The sequence below is a fragment of the Promicromonospora sukumoe 327MFSha3.1 genome (assembly GCF_000385135.1).
Taxonomy (GTDB): Bacteria; Actinomycetota; Actinomycetes; order Actinomycetales; family Cellulomonadaceae; genus Promicromonospora; species Promicromonospora sukumoe_B.
Genome location: NZ_ARQM01000002.1, coordinates 113974 through 133654, shown reverse-complemented (window position 1 = coordinate 133654; position 19681 = coordinate 113974). Strand labels below are relative to the sequence as shown.

Sequence of the window (19681 nt, the reverse complement as noted above, 5' to 3'; positions counted from 1 at the left end):
CTCTCACATGCTGTGACTATTTGATGCGAAGTTGGAAGATAGTAGAAAGTTGTGACACAGTGGCGGCCAGCCCGCTCGAACGCCGAGCCGGTGCACGACGATCGGAACAACGGTGATCCTCAATCACGTCTCTCGGACGCGAGGTCCCCTCCGTGTCGCCCTGACCGGGGCGAACGGCGGCTACGGACGTACGTTTCTGGCCCAGCTCGCGCTGACGCCCGAGATCCGCCCCGCGGTGCTGGTGGACCCGGACGTCGCGGGCGTGCGGCGCATGCTCGACGAGCTGGGTGTCCCGGCAGACCGGGTGGCCGAGTCGGCCGACCCCGCGACCACCGCGCGCCTGGTCGAGCAGGACCGCATCGCGCTCGTGGCTTCGGCCGACGCGCTCGACTGGACGGGCCTCGACGTGCTCGTCGAGGCCTGCGGCCGCGTCCCGGCCGGCTTCGGCTACGCCGCGGCGGCCCTGGACCACGGCACGCACGTGGTCATGGTGAGCAAGGAGGTCGACACCGTGGTGGGCGTCGAGCTCGGCGCCCGCGCCGCGGCCAAGGGACTGAGCTACCTCCCCGGCGACGGCGACCAGCCCGCCAACCTGCTGCGCCTGGTCGACTGGGTCAGCGCCGTGGGCCTCGACATCGTGGCCATCGGCAAGTCGGGCGAGTACGACCTGGAGCTCGACCCCGCCACCGGCCGCGTCACGCAGGCCGGGGTCACGGTCGAGGCCCCCGCCCTGCTCGACCTCCTCGAGCTGGGCGACGACGTCGCGGGCACCCTGGCCCGCCGCGCCGACGCCGTGCGCGGCCTCAAGCGCGCCGCCGCCGCCGACTCGTGCGAGATGGCCGTGGTCGCCACGCGCACCGACGCCTCCGCCGACGTCGAGGCCATGCACTACCCGGTGGCCAGGATCGCCGAGCTCGCCGACATCTACTCCGCCCGCGCGGACGGCGGCATCCTGGAGCACGACGGCGTCGTCGACGTGTTCTCGGCGCTGCGCCTGCCGGGCGAGGCCAGCTTCGCGGGCGGCGTCTTCGCCGTCGTGCGCACCGGCGACCCCGCCACCTGGGAGCTGCTGCGCGGCAAGGGCCACGTGATCAGCAGGAACGGCAGCTACGCCTGCATCTACTGGCCGTACCACTACATGGGCGTCGAGACGCCGCTGACCGTGCACGCCGCCGTCGACCGCGTGCCGGCCCTGCCGGCCCGGCCGACCATGCTGCTGGCCGCCCGCGCCACCGAGGACCTCGCGGTCGGCGCGGTGCTCAAGGTGGAGGGCCACCACCACGAGATCGCCGGGGTCGCCCCGGTCATGCTCGCCCCGACCGAGGGCGTCTCGCCCTACTACCTCCTCGACGGCGCGCGGCTGGCCAGGCCCGTCGCCCGGGGAGCCCTCGTCGGGCTCGACGACGTCGAGGGCGTCGACGAGCCGGCGCTGGACGCCTACCGCGCGGGCGCCGCCCGCACCACCGAGACGAACGGAGACGATCGATGACGATTCTCGCCGCGTGCACCCACACCGCACGCCTCCGAGAGGAGACCGCGGCATGACCGCCGAGATCATCGCCCTGATCGGGCTCGCGCTGGTCTTCGGGATCTCCGCGCTCCGCAACGTCCACATGGGGGCGCTCGCGCTGGTCGCCGCCTTCATCGTGGGCATCGGCGTCGTGGGGGAGGGCCTGGACGACGTGCTCGGCGGGTTCCCCGTCGACGCCCTGATCATCCTGGTGGGCATCACCTACCTGTTCGGCATCGCCCGCGAGACGGGCACCATCGACTGGCTCGTGGACCGCTCGCTCGGGCTGATCGGCGACCGCGTCGCCCTGCTGCCCTGGGGCCTGTGGCTCATCGCCACCGGCGTGGCCTGCCTCGGCACGTCCCACGCGGCGTTCGCCGTCGTGCCGATCGCCATGAGCCTCGCGGCGACGCACCGCATCAGCTCCACCATGATGGGCATCGCGATGAGCTCCGCGATCGTGGGTGGCGCGCTCGCGCCTACCAGCATCGTCGGCATCACCGTGCAGACCGTCGCCTCCAGCGCGGACATCCCGTACAACGCGGCCCTGATGTTCGGCCTGTCGGTCGGCGTCAACGGCCTGGTCGTGCTCGCGGCGTTCTTCATGTTCGGCGGGCGGGAGCTCATCCAGCGCACGCGCCAGGCCCGCACCAACGGGCCCGACGGCGGCGTGGGCGGGTCGGGCGGTTCGGCCGGCGGTTCCGGCGGCGGCGTCGCCACGCTGGAGCGCACCGAGGTCAAGGCGCCCACCAAGATCACCGCGATGCAGGTGCTGGTGATCGTCTCGATCCTCACGCTGATCGGCGGGTTCTTCCTGCTCACGACGCTCGACGTCGACGTCAACCTCGGCGTCGTGGCCCTCACCATCGCGGTGATCCTCGCGCTCGTGGACCCGGGTGTCGGCCGCAAGGGCATCGCGCGGATCGACTGGGGCACCATCCTGCTGCTCGGCGGCATCATCACCTACGTCGAAGTGCTGACCCGCCTCGGCGCCATCGAGCAGCTCGGCGAGGTCGCCCGCTCGGTCAGCGTGCCGATCGTGGCCGCGCTGGTGATCTGCATCGTGGCCGGCCTGGTCTCGGCGTTCGCCTCGACCATCGGCATCATCGGTGCGCTCATCCCGCTCGCCGTGCCGCTGCTCGTGCCCGGCGGCGGCCTGGAGACGACGGGCTTCATCTACGCCCTTGCCATCTCCGCGTCGCTGGTCGACTGCGCGCCGTTCGGCACCACCGGTGCCACGATCGTGGCCTCGACGGTGGAGCACGACCGGCCGCGTGTGAACCGGGACCTGACCATCTGGGGCCTGTCCATGGTCGTCATCGGCCCGGTGGTGACCCTGCTGACGATGGTCGTGCCGTTCCTCTGGTTCTAGGGAACGATCGAGTCCACGTAGCCGCCGTCCACCCGGACGGCGGCTCCCGTGGTCGCCGACGCGAGCGGCGAGCTGAGGTAGGCCACCAGGTTCGCGATCTCCTCGGGCTCGATGAGCCGCTGGAGGAGCGACTGCGGCCGGTGCACCCGCATGAACTCGCGCTGGGCCTCGTCCCAGGGCAGGTCCGGGTCCACCAGCTCGTAGACGAACTTCTCCACGCCCCCGGTGTGGGTGGGGCCGGCGATGACGGAGTTGACCGTCACGCCGGTACCCGCCGCCTCCTTGGCGAACGCGCGCGAGACGCCCAGCAGCGCCGTCTTGGAGACGCCGTAGTGGATCATCTCGGCGGGGATCACGATCGCCGAGTCGCTGGCGATGTTCAGCACCCGCCCCCAGCCGCGCCCCGTCATGCCCGGCAGGACGGCGCGGATCAGGCGCACGGCCGCGAGCACGTTCACCTCGAAGTAGCGGCGCCACTGCTCGTCGTCGATCTCCAGGGCCGGTACCGCGCCGAAAACGCCCAGGTTGTTGACCAGCACGTCGACGTCGCCCACGCTCGCCAGTACCTCCGCCGCACCCGCTGCGTCGCTGACGTCGCCGGTCGCGGGCACCAGGACGCGGTCCGGCGACTCCGCGCGCAGCTCGTCGATCGTGGCCGCGACGCCCTCGGCGCGTCGCCCGTTGATCGCCACGCGGGCGCCCGCGTCGGCGAGCGTCGCGGCGATCGCCCGCCCGATGCCCTGGGTGGAGCCGGTCACCAGCGCGGTCCGGCCGGTCAGATCGATCTGCATGCTTCCCCCTGCTGTGTCGTGGCGGCGCTACGCGGTGCACCCAGACTGGACCATCCGGCGCGGCGCGCAAGCGCGGTGTTCGCCTCCGGACGGTTGGCCCGTTCCGGTGCCGTGCTGGTCAGGTGGGGTGGGCCCAGGAGAGGTCGGGTCGACGTGACCTGCTTGGCGCTCTGCCGGGCGCTCGGCGAGGTGGCTGGTGTGCCGGGCGTGGTTGGCGCGGTGGAGGGCTCGGCCGGTAGGCGATCGCGCCGTGGGCGGGCGTGGTGTGGCAGCTGATCGAGTAGCGGCTGCGTGGGGTGCGGCTAGGTGCGGGGCCGGTCATGCCGACCGCCGGGGTCCAGGGTGGAGTCGCGGTGCGCTCACGAGTCGGGGCTGGGACCTGGGCGCGGTCGGTCTCCTCGGCCGCCGATGTTTTCTTGGGCGCGCCGGAGCCCTGGTGAGGGTCGGTGCCGCCGACAGGCGTGACGTCTCGTGGTGATCCAGCCTCATGACCCTGTGTCGTGCCGCTGGCCCTGACCGGTGTCGGTGGTGTGGGCGCGACCGAGACGTACGTGTGCCCTGTCGGGGTGACGGTCTCGACGGCATGGAGCCCGTCGAGCTGGGTGGTCTTCTGCGACCAGCCGGGGGCTTGCTTCGCGTGGTTGCACCGGGCACACAGGCCCTGGCCGTTGTCGAGGCTGGTGGGGCCGCCCTCGGCGTGCGGGGTGACGTGGTCGGTGTGTCGGATGGGCGCGTCGCACCAGGTGGTGGCGCAGATGCCCTGCTCCCGGGCCCGCAGCAGGCTCGACAGGCCCTGGGGGTGGAACCGGGACGTGGACGTCGTGGCCAGGAGGCGGCCATGCGGGTTGACGTAGATCGAGCGCAGCCACGCCGTGTCGGTGTCGATCGCATGGGCGGCAAGGTTGCGGGCCACGGGGGCTGGGACCACGCCTGCACCGGTCGGTGCACCCTCGACCACGACGGCGGGCTGGTTACCGCCAGCAAAGAGGGTCTCGTCGGAAACGAGGAGGTTGATCGTGACCGGGACATCGTCCGCGTGGCCGGGTTCACGGTTGGTGACGCGTTCGATGAGGGTGTCGGCCATGATCTGGCCCACCCCACGCTCGTCCCCGGACGCCTTGGTGGCGTCGGCGGTTGCCTTGAGCTGGGCGTAGGCCTGGACGCCTTGCGCCATGGGCACGAGGGCGGTGAGGTAGACCATGAGGTCGGGTGCCGGGCGAATGGAGACGCGCCGCTCCGAGACGGCCCTCGCGTTGCGCTTTACACAGGCGTGCACGTCGAATCGGGCAGCCAGCTCTTTGATCCGGGCGATGAGCCGTCGGGTGCTCATCCGGGCCAGCTCGGCCAGGTGCGCGGGTCCGCAGATCTCTTCGTCGATCAGGGCACGGTGTTCCAGGGACAGGTGGGAGGTCTCGCGGACCAGGATGGTGGCCCGCCACTGGGACAGCACGCCAGCCTGGAGTGCAGCAAAGGTGTGGGGCATCTGCGTGACCCAGACCCGGGACGTGGACACGAACCCGGCCCCGGCATGCGGGCTGACCCGTAGCGCCGCGCCGACCTGGTTCGACACACCACGACCTTGCCGCTCGGCGCGGATGCTTTGCCGTGCCTCGTCAGCCCGGGTGGCCTCGTCCAGCGCGACCGTCAGCCGTGCTTGCGTCGCGGTGATCGCGTTCTTGACGGACTCCAGCTCACCGAGCAGATCCACCCACTCCGCCTGCACTGCCCGCGAGACATCAGCATCACCGGACCCGATGTCAGTGGCACCCGGCAAGATCATCTCTGCCAGGGCCCGTCGTACGGCCCGGACACTCGCTACGTCGGCGGTTCTGTCGTGTGTCGGTGCGCCGGACTCTCCGGCGCGACCGGGCCGCAGTGGACTACCCGGCAGCAGGGCACCATCGGGCAGCACTGATCCGCCAGGCAGGTTCGGCCCGCTCCCGGGGAGCACCGGCCCGGCAGGCCGCCTTGGCCCGTTCTCGGGCAGCACCGATCGAGCAGGCTGCTTGCCTGCTCGTCCTGGTACCGCACCCGTTCGCGTCATACCATCAACATATGGCACACACGTACGTACCGCTCGTCGAACCGACCCGATCTGCCCACAGCAGAACGGGCTGCTCCCGCCTTGCGGACAAGCCTCGAATCTCGGTGGCCGGCGTCCCTTGTCTGCCGCCCGCGACGTCGGTGACACCAGACGCTCGCCGTGAGGACACGGCCTCCGGAGGGCAGGGCTGCGCAGTGCCGAGCGGGGCAACAGACCCGTTCGGGAGAGGGTCGCGCATCGCCGGGCTCGGCAGCGCACGGTCGGGAAGAGTGTGTGCATCACCGGTAGGGCGAGCGGTCCCCGACAGTGCTCCGAGCCGCGTCCGTGTGGGTGGCCTGCTCCGCGGCCCTCGGAGCGTGGGCGATCGAGATCCTGGGCGCCCGGCGTGTCGGGCCCCCGACCGCTGAGACCTCGGAACTGACCAGCTAGTCGTCGGCGCGGGACCAGCGGTCCCAGAGCCAGAGCAGGAAGACCAGCAGCAGGAACGCGGGGATGCCCGCGATGCCGAGCCGTGTGAACCAGTCCGTCAGCTCCGCGCCGATGCCAGGGCCGGCGCCGTCTGCGCTGCTGGGTCCGTCGACGTCGGTGCCACGGTCCGCACTGCCGTCGGCGTCGCTGCCGTTGTCTCTTCCGCCGTTGTCGCTAGTACTGCCGCTGTCCTCGGTGCTGCTCGCGGCGCCGTCGTTTCCGGACCCGGCGTCGGCGCCGGAGTCGTCCGACGCGCCGCCGCCTGCCGTGGTGTCGGCGCCGCCGTCGGACGAGTCGACCGGCGCGCCGAGGCTGTCGAGCCACGTCGCCACGCTGTCGGCGATGTCGCGGGCCGAGTCCTCGACGGCGTTCGAGCCGCCGCCGCCCGAGCCGCCCGAGCCGCCGTCGCCGGTGCCCGCACCGCCTGCCCCGCCCGTGCCGTCGGTTCCGGCCTGTGCGTCATCGCTTCCAGCGTCGCCGTCGCTGCCGTCACTGCCGTCGCTGCCGTCGCTGCCGTCGCTGCCTGCGGCGCCGCCTCCTGTCTCGCTCCCTGCGCCACTCCCTGTTCCACCCTCGGCCGCCTCGTCGGCGCCGCTCGTGTCAGCGCCGGCATCCTCGCCCGCGCCGCCCCCACCGCCCCCACCGCCCGGACCGCCCCCACCGCCCGCACCGCCCCCGCCGCCCGCACCGCCACCACCCCCGGCTCCGGGCTCGACGACCGACTCCGCGGCCGGCGGGTCGGCCGGCTGGTTGGCGACCAGGGCCGCCGCCCCGCCGCCGATCGCGAGCACGGCCAGCACCCCCGCCACGATCGCGGCCTCCTTCTTGCCGAACGACGGCTTCGGCACTCCGGCGGCACCAGCCGCCCCCGCACCGGCCCCCGCACCGGCCGCCCCCGCCGCCGCGGCCCCCAGCGCACCCGTCGCCATGGCGCCCGCCACGAGGTGCTGGCCCAGGTCGCGCAGCATCCAGGAGACCTCGCGCACGTCGTTGAACGCCCGCGTGCACTCGGCGCAGCCGTCCATGTGCTCCTCGACCCGGCCCCGGCGGCGGGGGAGGAGCCGGTCCTTGAGGTAGTCGTGCATCGCGGCGCGCGTGGCGCGGCACTCGGGCTCGTTGACCTCCTGGGCGTGCGCGGCGGCGAACGCACCGGCGAGGCGTTCCTCGGCCCGTCGCAGCCGCATGGTCACCGCATGCGGGCGCACGCCGAGGTCGCCCGCGATGTCGGCCACCGCCATGTCGCGGACGTGGCGGTCCAGCAGGATCTTGCGGTCGTCGTCGGCCAGGTCGGACAGGGCCGAGCGGAGCATCGAGACGTCCGCCTGGCGCTCGGCGTCCAGCTCGGCCCCGGCGACCGGCGGCACCAGGGCGGCGAGCGTGTCGTCCTCGACCGGGCGGGTCCGGCCGGCCTCGCGCGTCATCGAGATGGCCTCGTTGACCGCGGCCCGCCGCCAGTACGGGGCGGGGTCCTCGATGGTGCCGCCGGTCGAGACGATGCGGACCATCTTCTCCAGCGCCCGGCTGGTGGCCTCCTCGGGGTCGACGCCGGGCACGCGCGCCGCGACCGAGCGCACGACGTTGGGCTGGTGCAGCACCCAGTCGTCGATCTGCAGCGCGCGTGCGGCGGTCATACCGGCCCATCCCCTCCCGTTCAGGGAACATTCCACCGAGGCCGGGCACGACCCGCGCGACGAACCGCAGATTGTGCGTCAACGCACGGTCGGCTTGACGCTCGGCCCGCGGGCACCTACTTTGAGTGAAACTTCACGTAAATCTGGAGGGGTGTCATGTCGGACCAAGGGTTTGAGAAGCTGATGCACGCCAACCTGCTGGAGGTCTTCGGCGAGCGCGACGCCGCGCGCCGGGCGGAGGCGATCCGCGGGACGTACACCCAGGACGTGGTCTTCGCCGACGCCGAGGGCCAGGTCGAGGGGCACGAGGCGCTCGACGCCAAGGTGCGCGAGATCCTGGACGGTGCGCCGGGGTTCGTGTTCCGGCCGGACGGCGAGTTCTACCAGGTGCAGGACCTGGGCTACCTCGCGTGGTCGCTCGGACCCGAGGGCGCGCCGCCGGTGGTCCGGGGCGTGGACATGGGATTCGTCCGCGACGGGCTGCTTGCCAAGGTCTACACCGTCCTGTTCCGCTGAGCCGCATGGGCGGGCACGAGGTCCCTCCCGAGTCGCCCTTCGCGTTCCTCGACGACGACCAGGTGCGTGCCTGGTACGCCTTCATGAAGGTGCACCTGCGCCTGCGGTACGAGATGAACCACCAGCTCCAGGCCGACGCCGGCGTCTCCCTGGCCGACTTCGACGTCCTGGTTGCCCTGACCAGCGAGGACGACGGGAGGATGACGGTCTCCGACCTGGCCACGCGCATCGGCGCCGAACGCAGCCGGGTCTCCCACCAGGCGCTGCGCATGGCCCGCCGGGGACTCGTCGAGGTCACCCCGAGCGCGCGCGACCGCAGGGCGTCCGACGTCACGCTCACCGCCGAGGGGCGCGCCCTGCTCGGCCGGGCCTCGCCCGGCCACATCGCGTTCGTGCGGTCCGTGTTCCTCGACGCGCTCTCCGCCGCGCAGACCCGGCAGCTCGCGAGCGCGTTCGAGGACGTCTACGACCGCCTGATCGAGCACGGGACGCTGCCCCGGCCCGCGGACCATCCCTGAGAAGAGTCAGCCCCGCACGCCCCGCACGCCCCGCACGCCCCGGACGGCCCACCACCCTGCGACGTACAGCAGCAGCCCGACGATCACGGCCGCCCCGGCCCCGGTCGCGACGTCGGACAGCACGCCCTCGACCACGTCCCGCGCCGTCAGCCCCGCATCGTCGGACGACGACGAGCCGGCCGCCCACCAGCGCAGCGTGCCGAGCACCGCGCCGGCCACCGCGACGCCGGCGATCACCCAGAGCCCCCGGCGCGTCGTCCGCCAGGCGCCAGCCGCTCGCCCGGCGGCCCCGCGCCCACTCCACCCGGGCATCCGGTCCCGGCGCCGCCACAGGTAGATCCCGATGATCACCAGCCCGGCCACCGTGCTCAGGTGCTGCAGCGCCCGGGCCCACGTGAGGTCTCCGGCCAGCGGGGCGCTCAGGAACGGCACGTGCGTCACCACGTACCCGTCGCCGTGCGTGAAGGAGTCCCACACCAGGTGCGTCGCGATCCCGAGCGCCAGCGACACCAGCACCCACCCGGCGCGCACGAGCGGCCCGCCGGCATCCCGGGCCCCGGCACCCCGGGCCTCGGCGTCGCGAGCCCCGACGACAGCGGGCACCAGCCCCGCGACCGGCCGCCGCGCCGCCCGGAGGAACCCGTACAGCGCCAGCGCGTACGGCAGGCTCACGGTCAGCGCCCCGGCCAGGGTGTGCGACGTCGTCGCGTTCATGAACGGCTCGTACCAGGACTGCGCGCTCACCGGCACCGGCGTGCTGCGCGCGAAGTACGGCAGGTCGGGCGCGACGGCCCCGGCCACCAGGGCGGCCGCGCTGAACGGGCGCCGGACGAAGGGCAGCACCGCGGCAGGGTGCGAGAGCGTGAACGGCATGCGGGTCCTTCGTGCGACGGGTTCAGCGCCGCCGCAGCACCAGGCCGCGCACGTACGACGCCTGACCCGCGTGCTGCAGGTCGTCGCTGACGATACTGACCAGCCGCACCCCGAGCGTCACCGGCGGGTCCCACCGCGTGTCGACCACGCGGTCCATGTCGTCGTCGGACAGCCGGTTCAGGTAGCGCACCGTCTGGTCGTGCACGGCGTCGTGGTACCCCGTGAGCAGGTCGCCCGACGAGACGCGGACGGCGGCCACCTGGTCGGCGTCGTGCCGGTAGCCGGTCTCCTCGGCCGGGAACGGCAGGCCGAACCGGCGGTCCCAGGCGTCGTCGGACCAGATCTGGCTGGTGCCCGCGGCGTCCGCGACGTGGTCGTCCTGTACCCGGGTCAGGTGCCAGACGAGCCAGGCGACCGAGTTGGACCCGTCGTCGGGCCGGAAGGCGAGCTCGTCGGGGTCCAGGCCCCGCACCGCACCGTGCACCGTCTCCCGGATCCGGCCGAACGCGTCGACCAGCAGATCGGTACCCCGCATCGTTCCCCCTCGAACCTCGACGTCGCGTGCGGTGCCACGATGCCACAGCACCGCACGCGACGACCGGTCAGGCCTGTGGGCCACGAGTCAGCCGAGGCGGATCAGCACCTTGCTGCTGCCCGGCCCGGCGGCGGCCGCGAGGGCGGCACCGGCGTCCTCGATGCCGAACCGGTGCGTGATCACGCCGGACACGTCCAGCCCGTCGCCCAGGGCGGCGAGCGCGTCGCCGATCTCCTCGACGAACCGGTAGGCCCCGACCCAGGTGATCTCGCGGGTCACGAGGTCGCCGAGCGCGAACGGTGCCGCGGCCCCGGGCAGGTTGCCCACCTGGACGAGCGTGCCGCCGCGGGCCGTGGCCCGCAGCACGCCGCCGAGCGCGGCGGGTGCGCCGGAGGCCTCGAACACGAGCTCGCTGTCCTGCGGCAGCGCGTCGCCGCCGGCCACGTTCAGCACGTGGTCGGCGCCGAGCTCCTTGGCCACGGCCAGGGACGTGTCGGAGACGTCGGCCGCCGTGACGGACGCCGCCCCGGCGTGCCTGGCGGCGGCCACCACCAGGCACCCGATGGGCCCGGCGCCGTTGACCAGCACGTCCCGGCCACGGACGGCGCCCGCCCGCCGCACGGCGTGCATCGCCACGGCCAGCGGCTCGGCCAGGGCGCCCTGCTCGGTGCTCACGCCGTCGGGCAGCGCGCGGAGCTGCTCGGCCCGCACGGCCCGCAGCTCGCTGAACCCGCCGTCGGTGTGCGGGTGGAAGGCCGCCGAGCCGAAGTACCGCACCTGCGAGTGCAGGTTGGTGCGCCCGGCCAGCCGGTCGGGCAGCACGGAGTCCGGCGTGGCGGTCGCGGGGTGCACCGTGACCGCCGTGCCCGGCGCCCAGCCCGTGACGCCCGGCCCGCTGCCGACCACGCGGCCGGCCACCTCGTGGCCCAGCACCAGCGGGTCGCGCAGCACGGCCGTGCCCGAGGACCCGTTCCGCCAGTAGGCGACGTCGGACCCGCAGACGCCGCCCCACTCCATGGCGACCACCACCTCGCCGGGCCCGGCCACGGGGTCGGGGCGCTCCTCGACCCGCAGGTCCCCGGCACCGTGGACGACGACGGCCCTCATGCGGCGTCCTCGAGCTGGACCAGGTCGCGGCCCTGCGTCTCGGGGGCGAGGCGCGCGGCCACCAGGGTGATCGTCGAGTACACGACGAGCATCGCGGCGATGGGCCACCAGCTCCCGGTCGCCGCGGTGAGCGACGCGGCGATGACCGGGCCGATCGCGGTGGCGAGGATGCCGCCGATCTCCTTGGACAGGGCGAGCTGCGTGAACCGGGTGCGGGCGCCGAACAGCTCGGCCATCGTCACGCTCTCCAGGGCGAACAGGCCCAGCACACCGAGGTTCAGGCCGGCGATCATGCCGAGCAGCAGCGCGGCGGTGCTGCCGCTGGTGATCAGCAGCATCATCGGGAACGCGAACGCGATGGTCGCCAGCGACAGCACCGTGTACATGGCGCGGCGGCCGAACCGGTCGCCCAGCATGCCGACCAGCGGCACGGTCGCGAAGCCCGCGATGGAGCCCCACATGATGGCCTCGGTGGGCAGCGCCCGGTCCATGGCGAGGCTGGTGGCGATGTAGCCGACCAGGAAGGTCTGCACCAGGCCGGAGTTGCCCGCCTGCCCGAACCGCAGGGCCAGGGCCAGGAAGAACGCCTTGCCCTTGCGCTGGGCCAGGGCGGCCTCCAGCACCGGCGCGGACTCGGCCTCCTTGACCTCGGCGCGCGTCATGGCCACGCCGTCGACGACGTCGGGGCGGGCCTCGAAGACCGGGCTCTCCTTGACGTTCCGGCGGATCCAGACGGCGAAGATCATCAGCACGAAGCTGAGCAGGAACGGCACCCGCCAGCCCCAGGCCAGGAGCTGCTCCTCGCTGAGCACGACCAGCAGCAGCGCCCACAGGGCGGACGCCGCCAGCGTGCCGGAGTTGGTGCCGAGCGAGACCAGCGAGGCGACCAGGCCGCGGCGCTTGACGGGCGCGTACTCGGCGAGCATCACGGTGGCCCCGGCGATCTCGGCGCCGGCGCCGAAGCCCTGGACCAGCCGCAGCACCACGAGCAGGATCGGCGCGGTGATGCCGATCATCTGGTAGGTGGGCAGCACGCCGATCAGCGTCGTGGAGACGCCCATGAGCGCGATGGTCAGGAACAGCACCTTGCGGCGGCCGATCCGGTCGCCCATCCGCCCGAAGTAGACGGCGCCCGCAAGCCGGGCCACGTAGCCCACGCCGTAGGTGGCCATGGCCGCGATGAGCGCGATGGCGGGGCTGACCCCGGGGAAGAAGATCTGGTTGAAGACGATCGCGGCCGCCAGCGAGTAGAGCTGGAAGTCCATGAACTCCATGGCCGTGCCGAGCCAGCCGGACACGGCCGCCCGGGTGAGGTCCTTGGTCGACCGGGTCACTGCGTTGCCCGGGGAAGTGTTACCCGGTGAGGTCATAGCGGTGTCCGCCATGGGAGGTGCTCCTTGACTTCATTGACTGACGTCGTTGTCCGAACGGCGCGCGTGGCCGATGTGTGGCAGGTCTTGTATGTAAGCAGCGTCCACAAGCCGGTGTCAACCTTCGCCCGCGTGGAACCGAGCTCCGTCTCGTCTAGACTCCGGGCATGGGGCAAGCCTCGACCCGGTCCAACCGCAGCGTCGTCTACGAGACGCTGCGCCGTAAGGTGCTCACCCTCGAGCTGCCGCCCGGCGCCTCGCTGTCGGAGAACGAGCTGGCCGCGGCCCTCGGCGTCAGCCGCACGCCGGTGCGCGAGTCCCTGATCCTCCTGGGCGAGGAGGGGCTGGTCCGCGTCTTCCCCAAGGTCGGCTCGTTCGTCTCCCGGGTCGACGCCGAGCGCGTGGCCGACGCGCAGTTCCTCCGCGAGGCGGTGGAGCTGGCCGCCTTCGACGACATCCCCGGGACTCTCGACCCCGACGTGATCGCCGAGCTGCGCGCCAACCTGGAGCAGCAGCGCGAGCCGGGGCTCGACATCGAGCGGTTCTTCGCGCTCGACGAGGCGTTCCACCACGGCCTGCTGCGGCTCAGCGGGCACGGCAGGGCCTGGTCGACGGTCGTCGCGGCCAAGGGCCACCTGGACCGGGCGCGACGGCTCGGCCTGCACGAGACCAACGGCGTGGGCCGTTTCGTGGACGAGCACCATGCCATCCTCGACGCCGTCGTCTCCGGTGACATCTCCAGCGCGCGTGCCAGCCTCCGCTCGCACCTGCGCGCCGTCTTCGACGACATCGAGAAGACCCGGCAGCGCTCGCCCGAGCTCTTCGCCGCGGACGACGGCACCGTGCCGGTGCGCCGCAGCATCGCCGTCTGGGAGTAGCCGCCGGGCGGTACCAGCGGGGTACCCAGGAGTCATCCCTGGGCCGATTCGCGCGCGCCCGCACTGGACCAGAGTCGCTCTCGTCAGCTCCGGCACCAACGAGAGAGGCGGCCGACGTGGCGCCCCCATTGATCTCCGTCCATGACCTGCACAAGACCTACGGCTCCGGGCCCGGCGCCTTCGAGGCGCTGAAGGGCCTCGACCTGGACATCGCGCAGGGCGAGTCCCTGGCGATCGTCGGCAAGAGCGGGTCGGGCAAGTCGACCCTGATGCACCTGCTCGCCCTGCTCGACCGCCCCACCTCGGGCTCCATCACCCTGGACGGGACCGACACGTCGCGGCTGTCCGCGAAGCAGCTCAACCGCACCCGGAACGGCGCGTTCGGGTTCGTCTTCCAGCAGTTCTTCCTCAACGCCCAGGCCAGCGTGCTGGACAACGTGACGCTGCCGCTGAAGATCGCCGGGGTGCCGCGGCGGGAGCGCACCGCCCGCGGCCTGGCCGCCCTGGCCCAGCTCGAGCTCGACGACAAGGCGGGCAACCGGGCCAACGACCTGTCCGGCGGGCAGAAGCAGCGCGTGGTCATCGCCCGCGCCCTGATCAACCGGCCGCGCGTGATCTTCGCCGACGAGCCGACCGGCAACCTGGACACCGCGACGGGCGCCGTCGTCGAGGACATCCTGTTCGACCTGAACGAGCGCCAGGGCATCAACCTGGTGGTCGTCACCCACGACGAGGAGCTCGCCTCCCGCTGCGACCGCAGCCTGTACATCCGCGACGGCCGCATCGCGCGTGCGGAGGTGGCCGCATGAGGGCCGCCGACGTCGTCACCAGCGCCTTCCGGAACGCGTTCCGCTCGCGGCTGCGCACCAGCCTGACGGTCCTGGCGATCTTCATCGGCGCGTTCACGCTCTCGCTGACCAACGGCCTGGGCACCGGCATCAACCGGTACATCGACGACACCGTGGCCTCGGTCGGCGTCGACGACGTCATGACCGTCACCAAGGCGGACGAGGACGCCCCGGCCGACGGCGGTCCCGCCGAGTACGACCCGAACCGGATCGCGGCCGACGGTCCGCCCGGCACCACCACGACCGCCCTGACCGACGACGACATCGAAACGATCGCGGACGTCGACGGCGTGCAGGCGGTCGAGCCGGTCAAGGAGGTCAGCACCGACTACGTGCAGCACGGCGACGGCGACCGGTACCAGCTCTCGGTCTCGCAGTTCGTGCCCGGGATGAAGGTCGAGCTCGCCGCGGGCGCGCAGGTCGACCTGGACGCCGCCGACCCGCAGGTCGTGCTGCCGGAGAGCTACCTGGAGCCGCTGGCCCTGGGGAGCGCCGCGGACGCCGTCGGGCAGACCGTGGTGCTGGCCGTCACCGACGGCACGGGCACGCAGGTCACCACCGAGGCCGAGGTGGTCGGCATCGCGGAGCCCGGCGTGATCAGCATGGCCGGAGCCGTCCCCAACGACGCCCTGGCCCAGACGCTCCACGACCTCCAGGCCGAGGGCGTGCCCGCGGCCCAGGCCGCGCGCTACGCGCAGGCGTCCGTCACGTTCGACGCCGCCGCGGGGGAGGAGGCGACCGAGGCCCTGCGGGACCGGCTCGCGGACGCCGGCTACACCGCCAGCACCCTGCAGGACCAGCTCGGCACCATCACCTCCGTGATCGACGCGATCGTGCTGGTGCTGAACGGGTTCGCGGTGATCGCGCTGGTCGCGGCCGGGATCGGCATCGTCAACACGCTCTTCATGGCGGTGCAGGAGCGCACCCGCGAGGTGGGTCTGATGAAGGCGATGGGCCTGTCCAGTGCCCGCGTCTTCGCGCTGTTCAGCATCGAGGCCGTCGTGATCGGCCTGGTCGGCAGCGCGCTCGGCGTGCTGGCCGCGATCGGCGTCGGGCAGCTCGTGGGCGGCGTCGCCGGGGACCTCCTGGCGAACCTCCCCGGGCTCACGCTCATCGCGTTCGACCCGGTCACGGTCGCCGCCGTCGTGCTGGGCGTCATGGCCATCGCGTTCCTGGCCGGCACCCTGCCCGCCCTGCGGGCCGCCCGGCAGGACCCGATCTCCTCGCTGCGCTACGAGTGAGCGCCTGAGCGGCCGGGCGGTGCAACTCACCCGTTCTGGGGGAAGTACCGCCCGGCCGCGCCTGCCGAGCATGAGGGTCAGGCAGTGTGCGCCGACTCCGAGGAGACATCGTGGCCGAGACACCGAACATCCTGGTCATCTGGGGTGACGACATCGGGATCAGCAACATCAGCGCCTACTCCGACGGCGTGATGGGCTACCGGACCCCGAACATCGACCGGATCGCCGCCGAGGGCGCCCGCTTCACCGACTACTACGGCGAGCAGAGCTGCACCGCCGGCCGGGCCGCGTTCATCACCGGGCAGAACCCCTACCGGACCGGGCTGACGAAGGTGGGTATGCCGGGCGCCGAGGTCGGGCTCCAGGCCCCGGACCCCACGATCGCGACCGCGCTCAGGGACCAGGGGTACGCCACCGGCCAGTTCGGCAAGAACCACCTCGGGGACCGCGACGAGCACCTGCCGACCATGCACGGGTTCGACGAGTTCTTCGGCAACCTCTACCACCTCAACGCCGAGGAGGAGCCGGAGCAGGACGACTACCCGCGGGCGGAGGACTTCCCGGACTTCCGGGAGCGGTTCGGCCCGCGCGGCGTGCTGCACTCCTGGGCGAACGGGGACGGCACGCAGCGCATCGAGGACACCGGACCGCTGACGCGCAAGCGGATGGAGACGGTCGACGAGGAGTTCCGCGACGCCGCGGTCGGCTTCATGCGCGACAGGGCGAACGCCGGCCAGGCGTTCTTCGTGTGGTTCAACTCGACCCACATGCACTTCCGCACCCACGGCAAGCCGGAGAGCAAGGGCCGGGCGGGCCGGTGGCAGTCCGAGTACCACGACACCATGCTCGACCACGACGACGTCGTCGGCAGCCTGCTCGACGAGCTCGACGCGCTCGGCGTCGCGGACGACACCATCGTCATCTACTCCACCGACAACGGCCCGCACATGAACAGCTGGCCCGACGCCGGGATGACCCCGTTCCGCAACGAGAAGAACTCCAACTGGGAGGGCGCCTACCGCGTGCCGGCGATGGTGCGCTGGCCGGGCCGCGTCGAACCCGGCACGGTGCTGAACGACCTGTTCAGCCATGCGGACTGGTTCCCCACCCTGCTGGCGGCCGCGGGCGAGCCCGACATCGTGGGTCGGCTGCGCCAAGGGACCGAGCTGGGCGGCACCACGTACCAGGTGCACCTGGACGGGTACGACCAGCTCGGCTACCTCACGGGCGCCACCGAGGAGTCGCCGCGCGAGCACTTCTTCTACGTGTCCGACGACGGCGACCTGACCGCGCTGCGCTACGACAACTGGAAGATCGTGTTCCTGGAGCAGCGCGCGCCCGGCACCCTCGACGTCTGGCTGGAGCCGTACGTCGAGCTGCGCGCGCCCAAGATCTTCAACCTGCGCACCGACCCGTTCGAACGGGCCGACATCACGTCCAACTCCTACTTCGACTGGATGCTGGACCACGCCTGGATCCTCGTGCCCGCCCAGGCGTACGTGGCCCGGATGCTCACCACGCTGGCCGAGTTCCCCGCGCGCCAGGAGCCGGCGAGCTTCAACGTGCAGCAGGTGCTCGCCAAGCTCCAGTCGGGCCTCCCGAGCGCATGACCACGCACACCGACCACGACGCGCGCACCGCCGGCCTCGTCCGGCTGGACGGCGGGCTGTTCACGATGGGCTCGGACGAGCACTACCCGGAGGAGGCGCCCGCGCACCCCGTACGGGTCGACGGGTTCCGGATCGACCCCTACGCCGTCACCAACGAGCGGTTCGACGCGTTCGTCGCCGCAACCGGGTACGTAACGGTGGCCGAGCGGCCCTTGGACCCCGGGCTCTACCCGGGTGCCCCGCCCGAGAACCTCGTGCCCGGGTCCATGGTGTTCACGCCGACCAGCGGCCCCGTGGACCTGCGCCACCTCAGCCAGTGGTGGGCCTGGGTCCCGGGGGCGTCCTGGCGCCACCCGGAGGGGCCCGGCTCCGGGATCGAGGACCGCGGCGAGCACCCCGTGGTCCAGGTCGCCCACGAGGACGCCGCCGCCTACGCCGAGTGGGCCGGCGCGAGCCTGCCCACCGAGGCCCAGTGGGAGTACGCCGCCCGCGGCGGCCTCGACGGCGCCGAGTACACCTGGGGCGACCGGGCCCGCCCCGGCGGCCGCCTGCTCGCCAACACCTGGGACGGCCCCGACTTCCCGTGGCGGTCCACCGGCGGGTCCGGCTGGACCCGCACGGCGCCCGTGGGCTCCTTCCCGCCCAACCGGTACGGCCTGTTCGACATGGCCGGCAACGTCTGGGAGTGGACCGACGACTGGTGGACCGACCGCCACCCCGCGGCGGCCGACGCCTGCTGCGCGCCCGCCAACCCGCGCGGCGGCGCGGCCGAGGCCAGCCACGACCCGCACCAGCCCCAGTTCGCCGTGCCACGCAAGGTCGTCAAGGGCGGGTCGTTCCTGTGCGCCGACACCTACTGCCGCCGCTACCGGCCCGCCGCCCGACGGCCCCAGGCCGTCGACACCGGCATGAGCCACGTGGGCTTCCGCTGCGTGCGCGCCGACGCAGCGGCCGGCCCGCCGTCCGGCGCCACGCTGCTGGAGGTGCTGCCATGACCGACCAGCTCCCCTCCTGGCGGCCCGGGCCCACGCGTGACGCCCTGCTCAGCTTTCTCGCCGAGGCCCCCGGCCTCCCGCGCGAGGACCGCGTGGCCTACTTCGACAACGACGGCACGCTGTGGTGCGAACGCCCCACCTACGTGCAGTACGAGTTCTACGTCGACGCGCTGCGGCGGCGCGTGCGCGACGACCCGGCGCTCGCGGGCGAGGCCGAGTTCCGGGCCGTGCTCGCCGGGGACACCGCCGCGGTGGGGGAGATCGGGCTCGAACGCATCGCGCTCGCGCTGGCCGGCCTCTTCCAGGGGCTCGAACCGCGGGCGTTCACGAGGGAGGTACGCGAGTTCCTCCGCTCCGGCGCCCACCCCACGCTGGGCCACCCCCTGAGCAAGGTCCGCTACCGGCCGATGCTCGAGCTGCTGGACGTGCTGCGGGGGCTGGACTTCACCGTCGGCGTGGTGACGGGCGGCGGCACCGAGTTCGTCCGCGCCGTCAGCCAGGAGCTGTACGGCGTCCCGCCCGAGCGGGTGGTCGGCACGATGATCGCCTACGACCTCGGCCAGAACTCCCACGGGCGGCCCGTCCTGCGGCGTACCGGCCGGGTGCTGGGCGACGTCAACGAGGGCGCGGCCAAGGTGACGAACATCCAGACCCAGCTCGGCCGGCCCCCGGTGCTCGCGGCCGGCAACTCGGCGGGCGACCACGAGCTCCTGGAGTGGGCGGCCGCGAGCGACGGACCGCGCCTGTCGCTGCTGGTGGACCACGACGACGCCGAGCGGGAGTTCGCCTATGCGAGCCAGGCCCAGACCCTCGCGGCCACGGAACCCATCACGGCCACGGCCGACCGGCTCGGCTGGACCACGGTGAGCATGAAGGACGACTGGGCGGTCGTGTTCGGCTGACCCGGCGTCCGGCACCCGCCGCGGACCCGGTACCCACGGAAGAAGGACATGACATGAGGCGCACAGCGACAGCAGGAGTGCTGGTGGGACTGATGCTCCTGGGGACGGCCGCGTGCTCCGGCGGCGACACGGCGGAGGAGAACACCGCGCAGGCGTGCGGCGCCGCCGACGACCTCGACACGGCGCTGGACGACTTCCGGTCGACGCTCACCCCCGACGCGACGGTCGACGACGTCCGGGCCGCGCGGGACGAGCTCAGCTCGGCGTGGCAGTCGTTCGAGTCGGCCGCGACCGAGGTGGTCCAGGACCGTTCGCAGGAGCTCGACGACGCGTGGGCCGGCCTCCAGAAGGCCGTCGACGACGTCGCGGGCGACGCGACCGTCGCCGGGGCGCTCAGCACGCTCCAGGACGAGGCCGCCGGGGTGAAGACGGCGCGCGACGACGTGGTGTCCGAGCTCGACTGCTGAGCTCC

General features: G+C 72.8%; 18 protein-coding genes. 11 read left to right on the top strand and 7 right to left on the bottom strand.

Translation table 11 applies throughout. The features are described from left to right. Positions 1-112: 112 nt before the first annotated feature. The gene (locus tag H291_RS0101395; RefSeq protein WP_020013187.1) at positions 113-1489 is read left to right on the top strand and encodes a hypothetical protein; all 1377 of its coding nucleotides are present in this window, start codon (positions 113-115) and stop codon (positions 1487-1489) included. A 52-nt stretch (positions 1490-1541) separates the two neighbouring features. Further along, a complete protein-coding gene (locus tag H291_RS0101390) occupies positions 1542-2882 on the top strand; it encodes an SLC13 family permease (protein WP_020013186.1) in 1341 nt (446 codons plus the stop codon). On the opposite strand, the gene H291_RS0101385 is transcribed toward H291_RS0101390, so the two are convergent. The 3 genes from H291_RS0101385 to H291_RS32125 all read right to left on the bottom strand — a co-directional run bounded on the left by H291_RS0101385 (position 2879) and on the right by H291_RS32125 (position 7816). Then, positions 2879-3673, bottom strand: coding sequence for an SDR family NAD(P)-dependent oxidoreductase (locus H291_RS0101385; protein ID WP_020013185.1), 795 nt, complete (start codon positions 3671-3673; stop codon positions 2879-2881). The two genes, H291_RS0101390 and H291_RS0101385, sit on opposite strands and share 4 nt — an antisense overlap. A 118-nt stretch (positions 3674-3791) precedes the next feature. Continuing rightward, positions 3792-5453, bottom strand: a complete 1662-nt coding sequence (locus H291_RS28195; protein WP_020013184.1) for an HNH endonuclease — start codon at positions 5451-5453, stop codon at positions 3792-3794. A gap of 689 nt (positions 5454-6142) precedes the next feature. Next, entirely contained in the window at positions 6143-7816 is a 1674-nt protein-coding gene (locus tag H291_RS32125; RefSeq protein ID WP_026365272.1) for a zf-HC2 domain-containing protein, read from the bottom strand. A gap of 183 nt (positions 7817-7999) precedes the next feature. On the opposite strand from H291_RS32125, the gene H291_RS0101370 reads away from it, so the two are divergent. Together H291_RS0101370 and H291_RS0101365 are read left to right on the top strand one after the other, a co-directional pair. Beyond that, positions 8000-8332: a nuclear transport factor 2 family protein gene (locus H291_RS0101370; RefSeq protein ID WP_020013183.1), complete on the top strand. Its 333-nt coding sequence runs from the start codon at positions 8000-8002 to the stop codon at positions 8330-8332. 5 nt (positions 8333-8337) lie between these two features. Next, positions 8338-8850, top strand: coding sequence for a MarR family winged helix-turn-helix transcriptional regulator (locus H291_RS0101365; protein ID WP_020013182.1), 513 nt, complete (start codon positions 8338-8340; stop codon positions 8848-8850). 6 nt (positions 8851-8856) lie between these two features. Here H291_RS0101365 and H291_RS28185 read toward each other — a convergent pair whose 3' ends face one another. The 4 genes from H291_RS28185 to H291_RS0101345 all read right to left on the bottom strand — a co-directional run bounded on the left by H291_RS28185 (position 8857) and on the right by H291_RS0101345 (position 12750). Next, a complete protein-coding gene (locus H291_RS28185; RefSeq protein ID WP_020013181.1) occupies positions 8857-9723 on the bottom strand; it encodes a DUF4184 family protein in 867 nt (288 codons plus the stop codon). A gap of 22 nt (positions 9724-9745) precedes the next feature. Beyond that, positions 9746-10258, bottom strand: coding sequence for a mycothiol transferase (locus H291_RS0101355; protein WP_020013180.1), 513 nt, complete (start codon positions 10256-10258; stop codon positions 9746-9748). Between the two features lie 87 nt (positions 10259-10345). Then, positions 10346-11365, bottom strand: a complete 1020-nt coding sequence (locus tag H291_RS0101350) for an L-idonate 5-dehydrogenase (protein WP_020013179.1) — start codon at positions 11363-11365, stop codon at positions 10346-10348. Beyond that, positions 11362-12750, bottom strand: a complete 1389-nt coding sequence (locus H291_RS0101345; RefSeq protein ID WP_232215953.1) for an MFS transporter — start codon at positions 12748-12750, stop codon at positions 11362-11364. The genes H291_RS0101350 and H291_RS0101345 overlap by 4 nt, the downstream gene beginning before the upstream one ends. A gap of 152 nt (positions 12751-12902) precedes the next feature. On the opposite strand from H291_RS0101345, the gene H291_RS0101340 reads away from it, so the two are divergent. The 7 genes from H291_RS0101340 (at position 12903) to H291_RS0101310 (ending at position 19676) form a co-directional block, all read left to right on the top strand. After that, positions 12903-13613, top strand: coding sequence for a GntR family transcriptional regulator (locus tag H291_RS0101340; protein WP_020013177.1), 711 nt, complete (start codon positions 12903-12905; stop codon positions 13611-13613). 116 nt (positions 13614-13729) lie between these two features. Continuing rightward, a complete protein-coding gene (locus tag H291_RS0101335; protein ID WP_157236647.1) occupies positions 13730-14422 on the top strand; it encodes an ABC transporter ATP-binding protein in 693 nt (230 codons plus the stop codon). Next, the gene (locus tag H291_RS0101330) at positions 14419-15702 is read left to right on the top strand and encodes an ABC transporter permease (RefSeq protein WP_020013175.1); all 1284 of its coding nucleotides are present in this window, start codon (positions 14419-14421) and stop codon (positions 15700-15702) included. The genes H291_RS0101335 and H291_RS0101330 overlap by 4 nt, the downstream gene beginning before the upstream one ends. Positions 15703-15812: 110 nt before the next feature. Then, positions 15813-17312 carry an arylsulfatase gene (locus H291_RS0101325; protein WP_020013174.1) on the top strand — a complete coding sequence of 500 codons (1500 nt, stop codon included), beginning with the start codon at positions 15813-15815 and terminating at the stop codon, positions 17310-17312. Next, on the top strand, positions 17309-18307 hold the full coding sequence (locus H291_RS0101320) for a formylglycine-generating enzyme family protein (RefSeq protein WP_020013173.1): 999 nt from the start codon (positions 17309-17311) through the stop codon (positions 18305-18307). Before H291_RS0101325 ends, H291_RS0101320 begins: the two co-directional genes overlap by 4 nt. Next, a complete protein-coding gene (locus tag H291_RS0101315) occupies positions 18304-19209 on the top strand; it encodes a haloacid dehalogenase-like hydrolase (RefSeq protein WP_020013172.1) in 906 nt (301 codons plus the stop codon). The genes H291_RS0101320 and H291_RS0101315 overlap by 4 nt, the downstream gene beginning before the upstream one ends. A gap of 53 nt (positions 19210-19262) precedes the next feature. Beyond that, positions 19263-19676 carry a hypothetical protein gene (locus H291_RS0101310; RefSeq protein ID WP_157236646.1) on the top strand — a complete coding sequence of 138 codons (414 nt, stop codon included), beginning with the start codon at positions 19263-19265 and terminating at the stop codon, positions 19674-19676. Positions 19677-19681 lie beyond the last annotated feature (5 nt).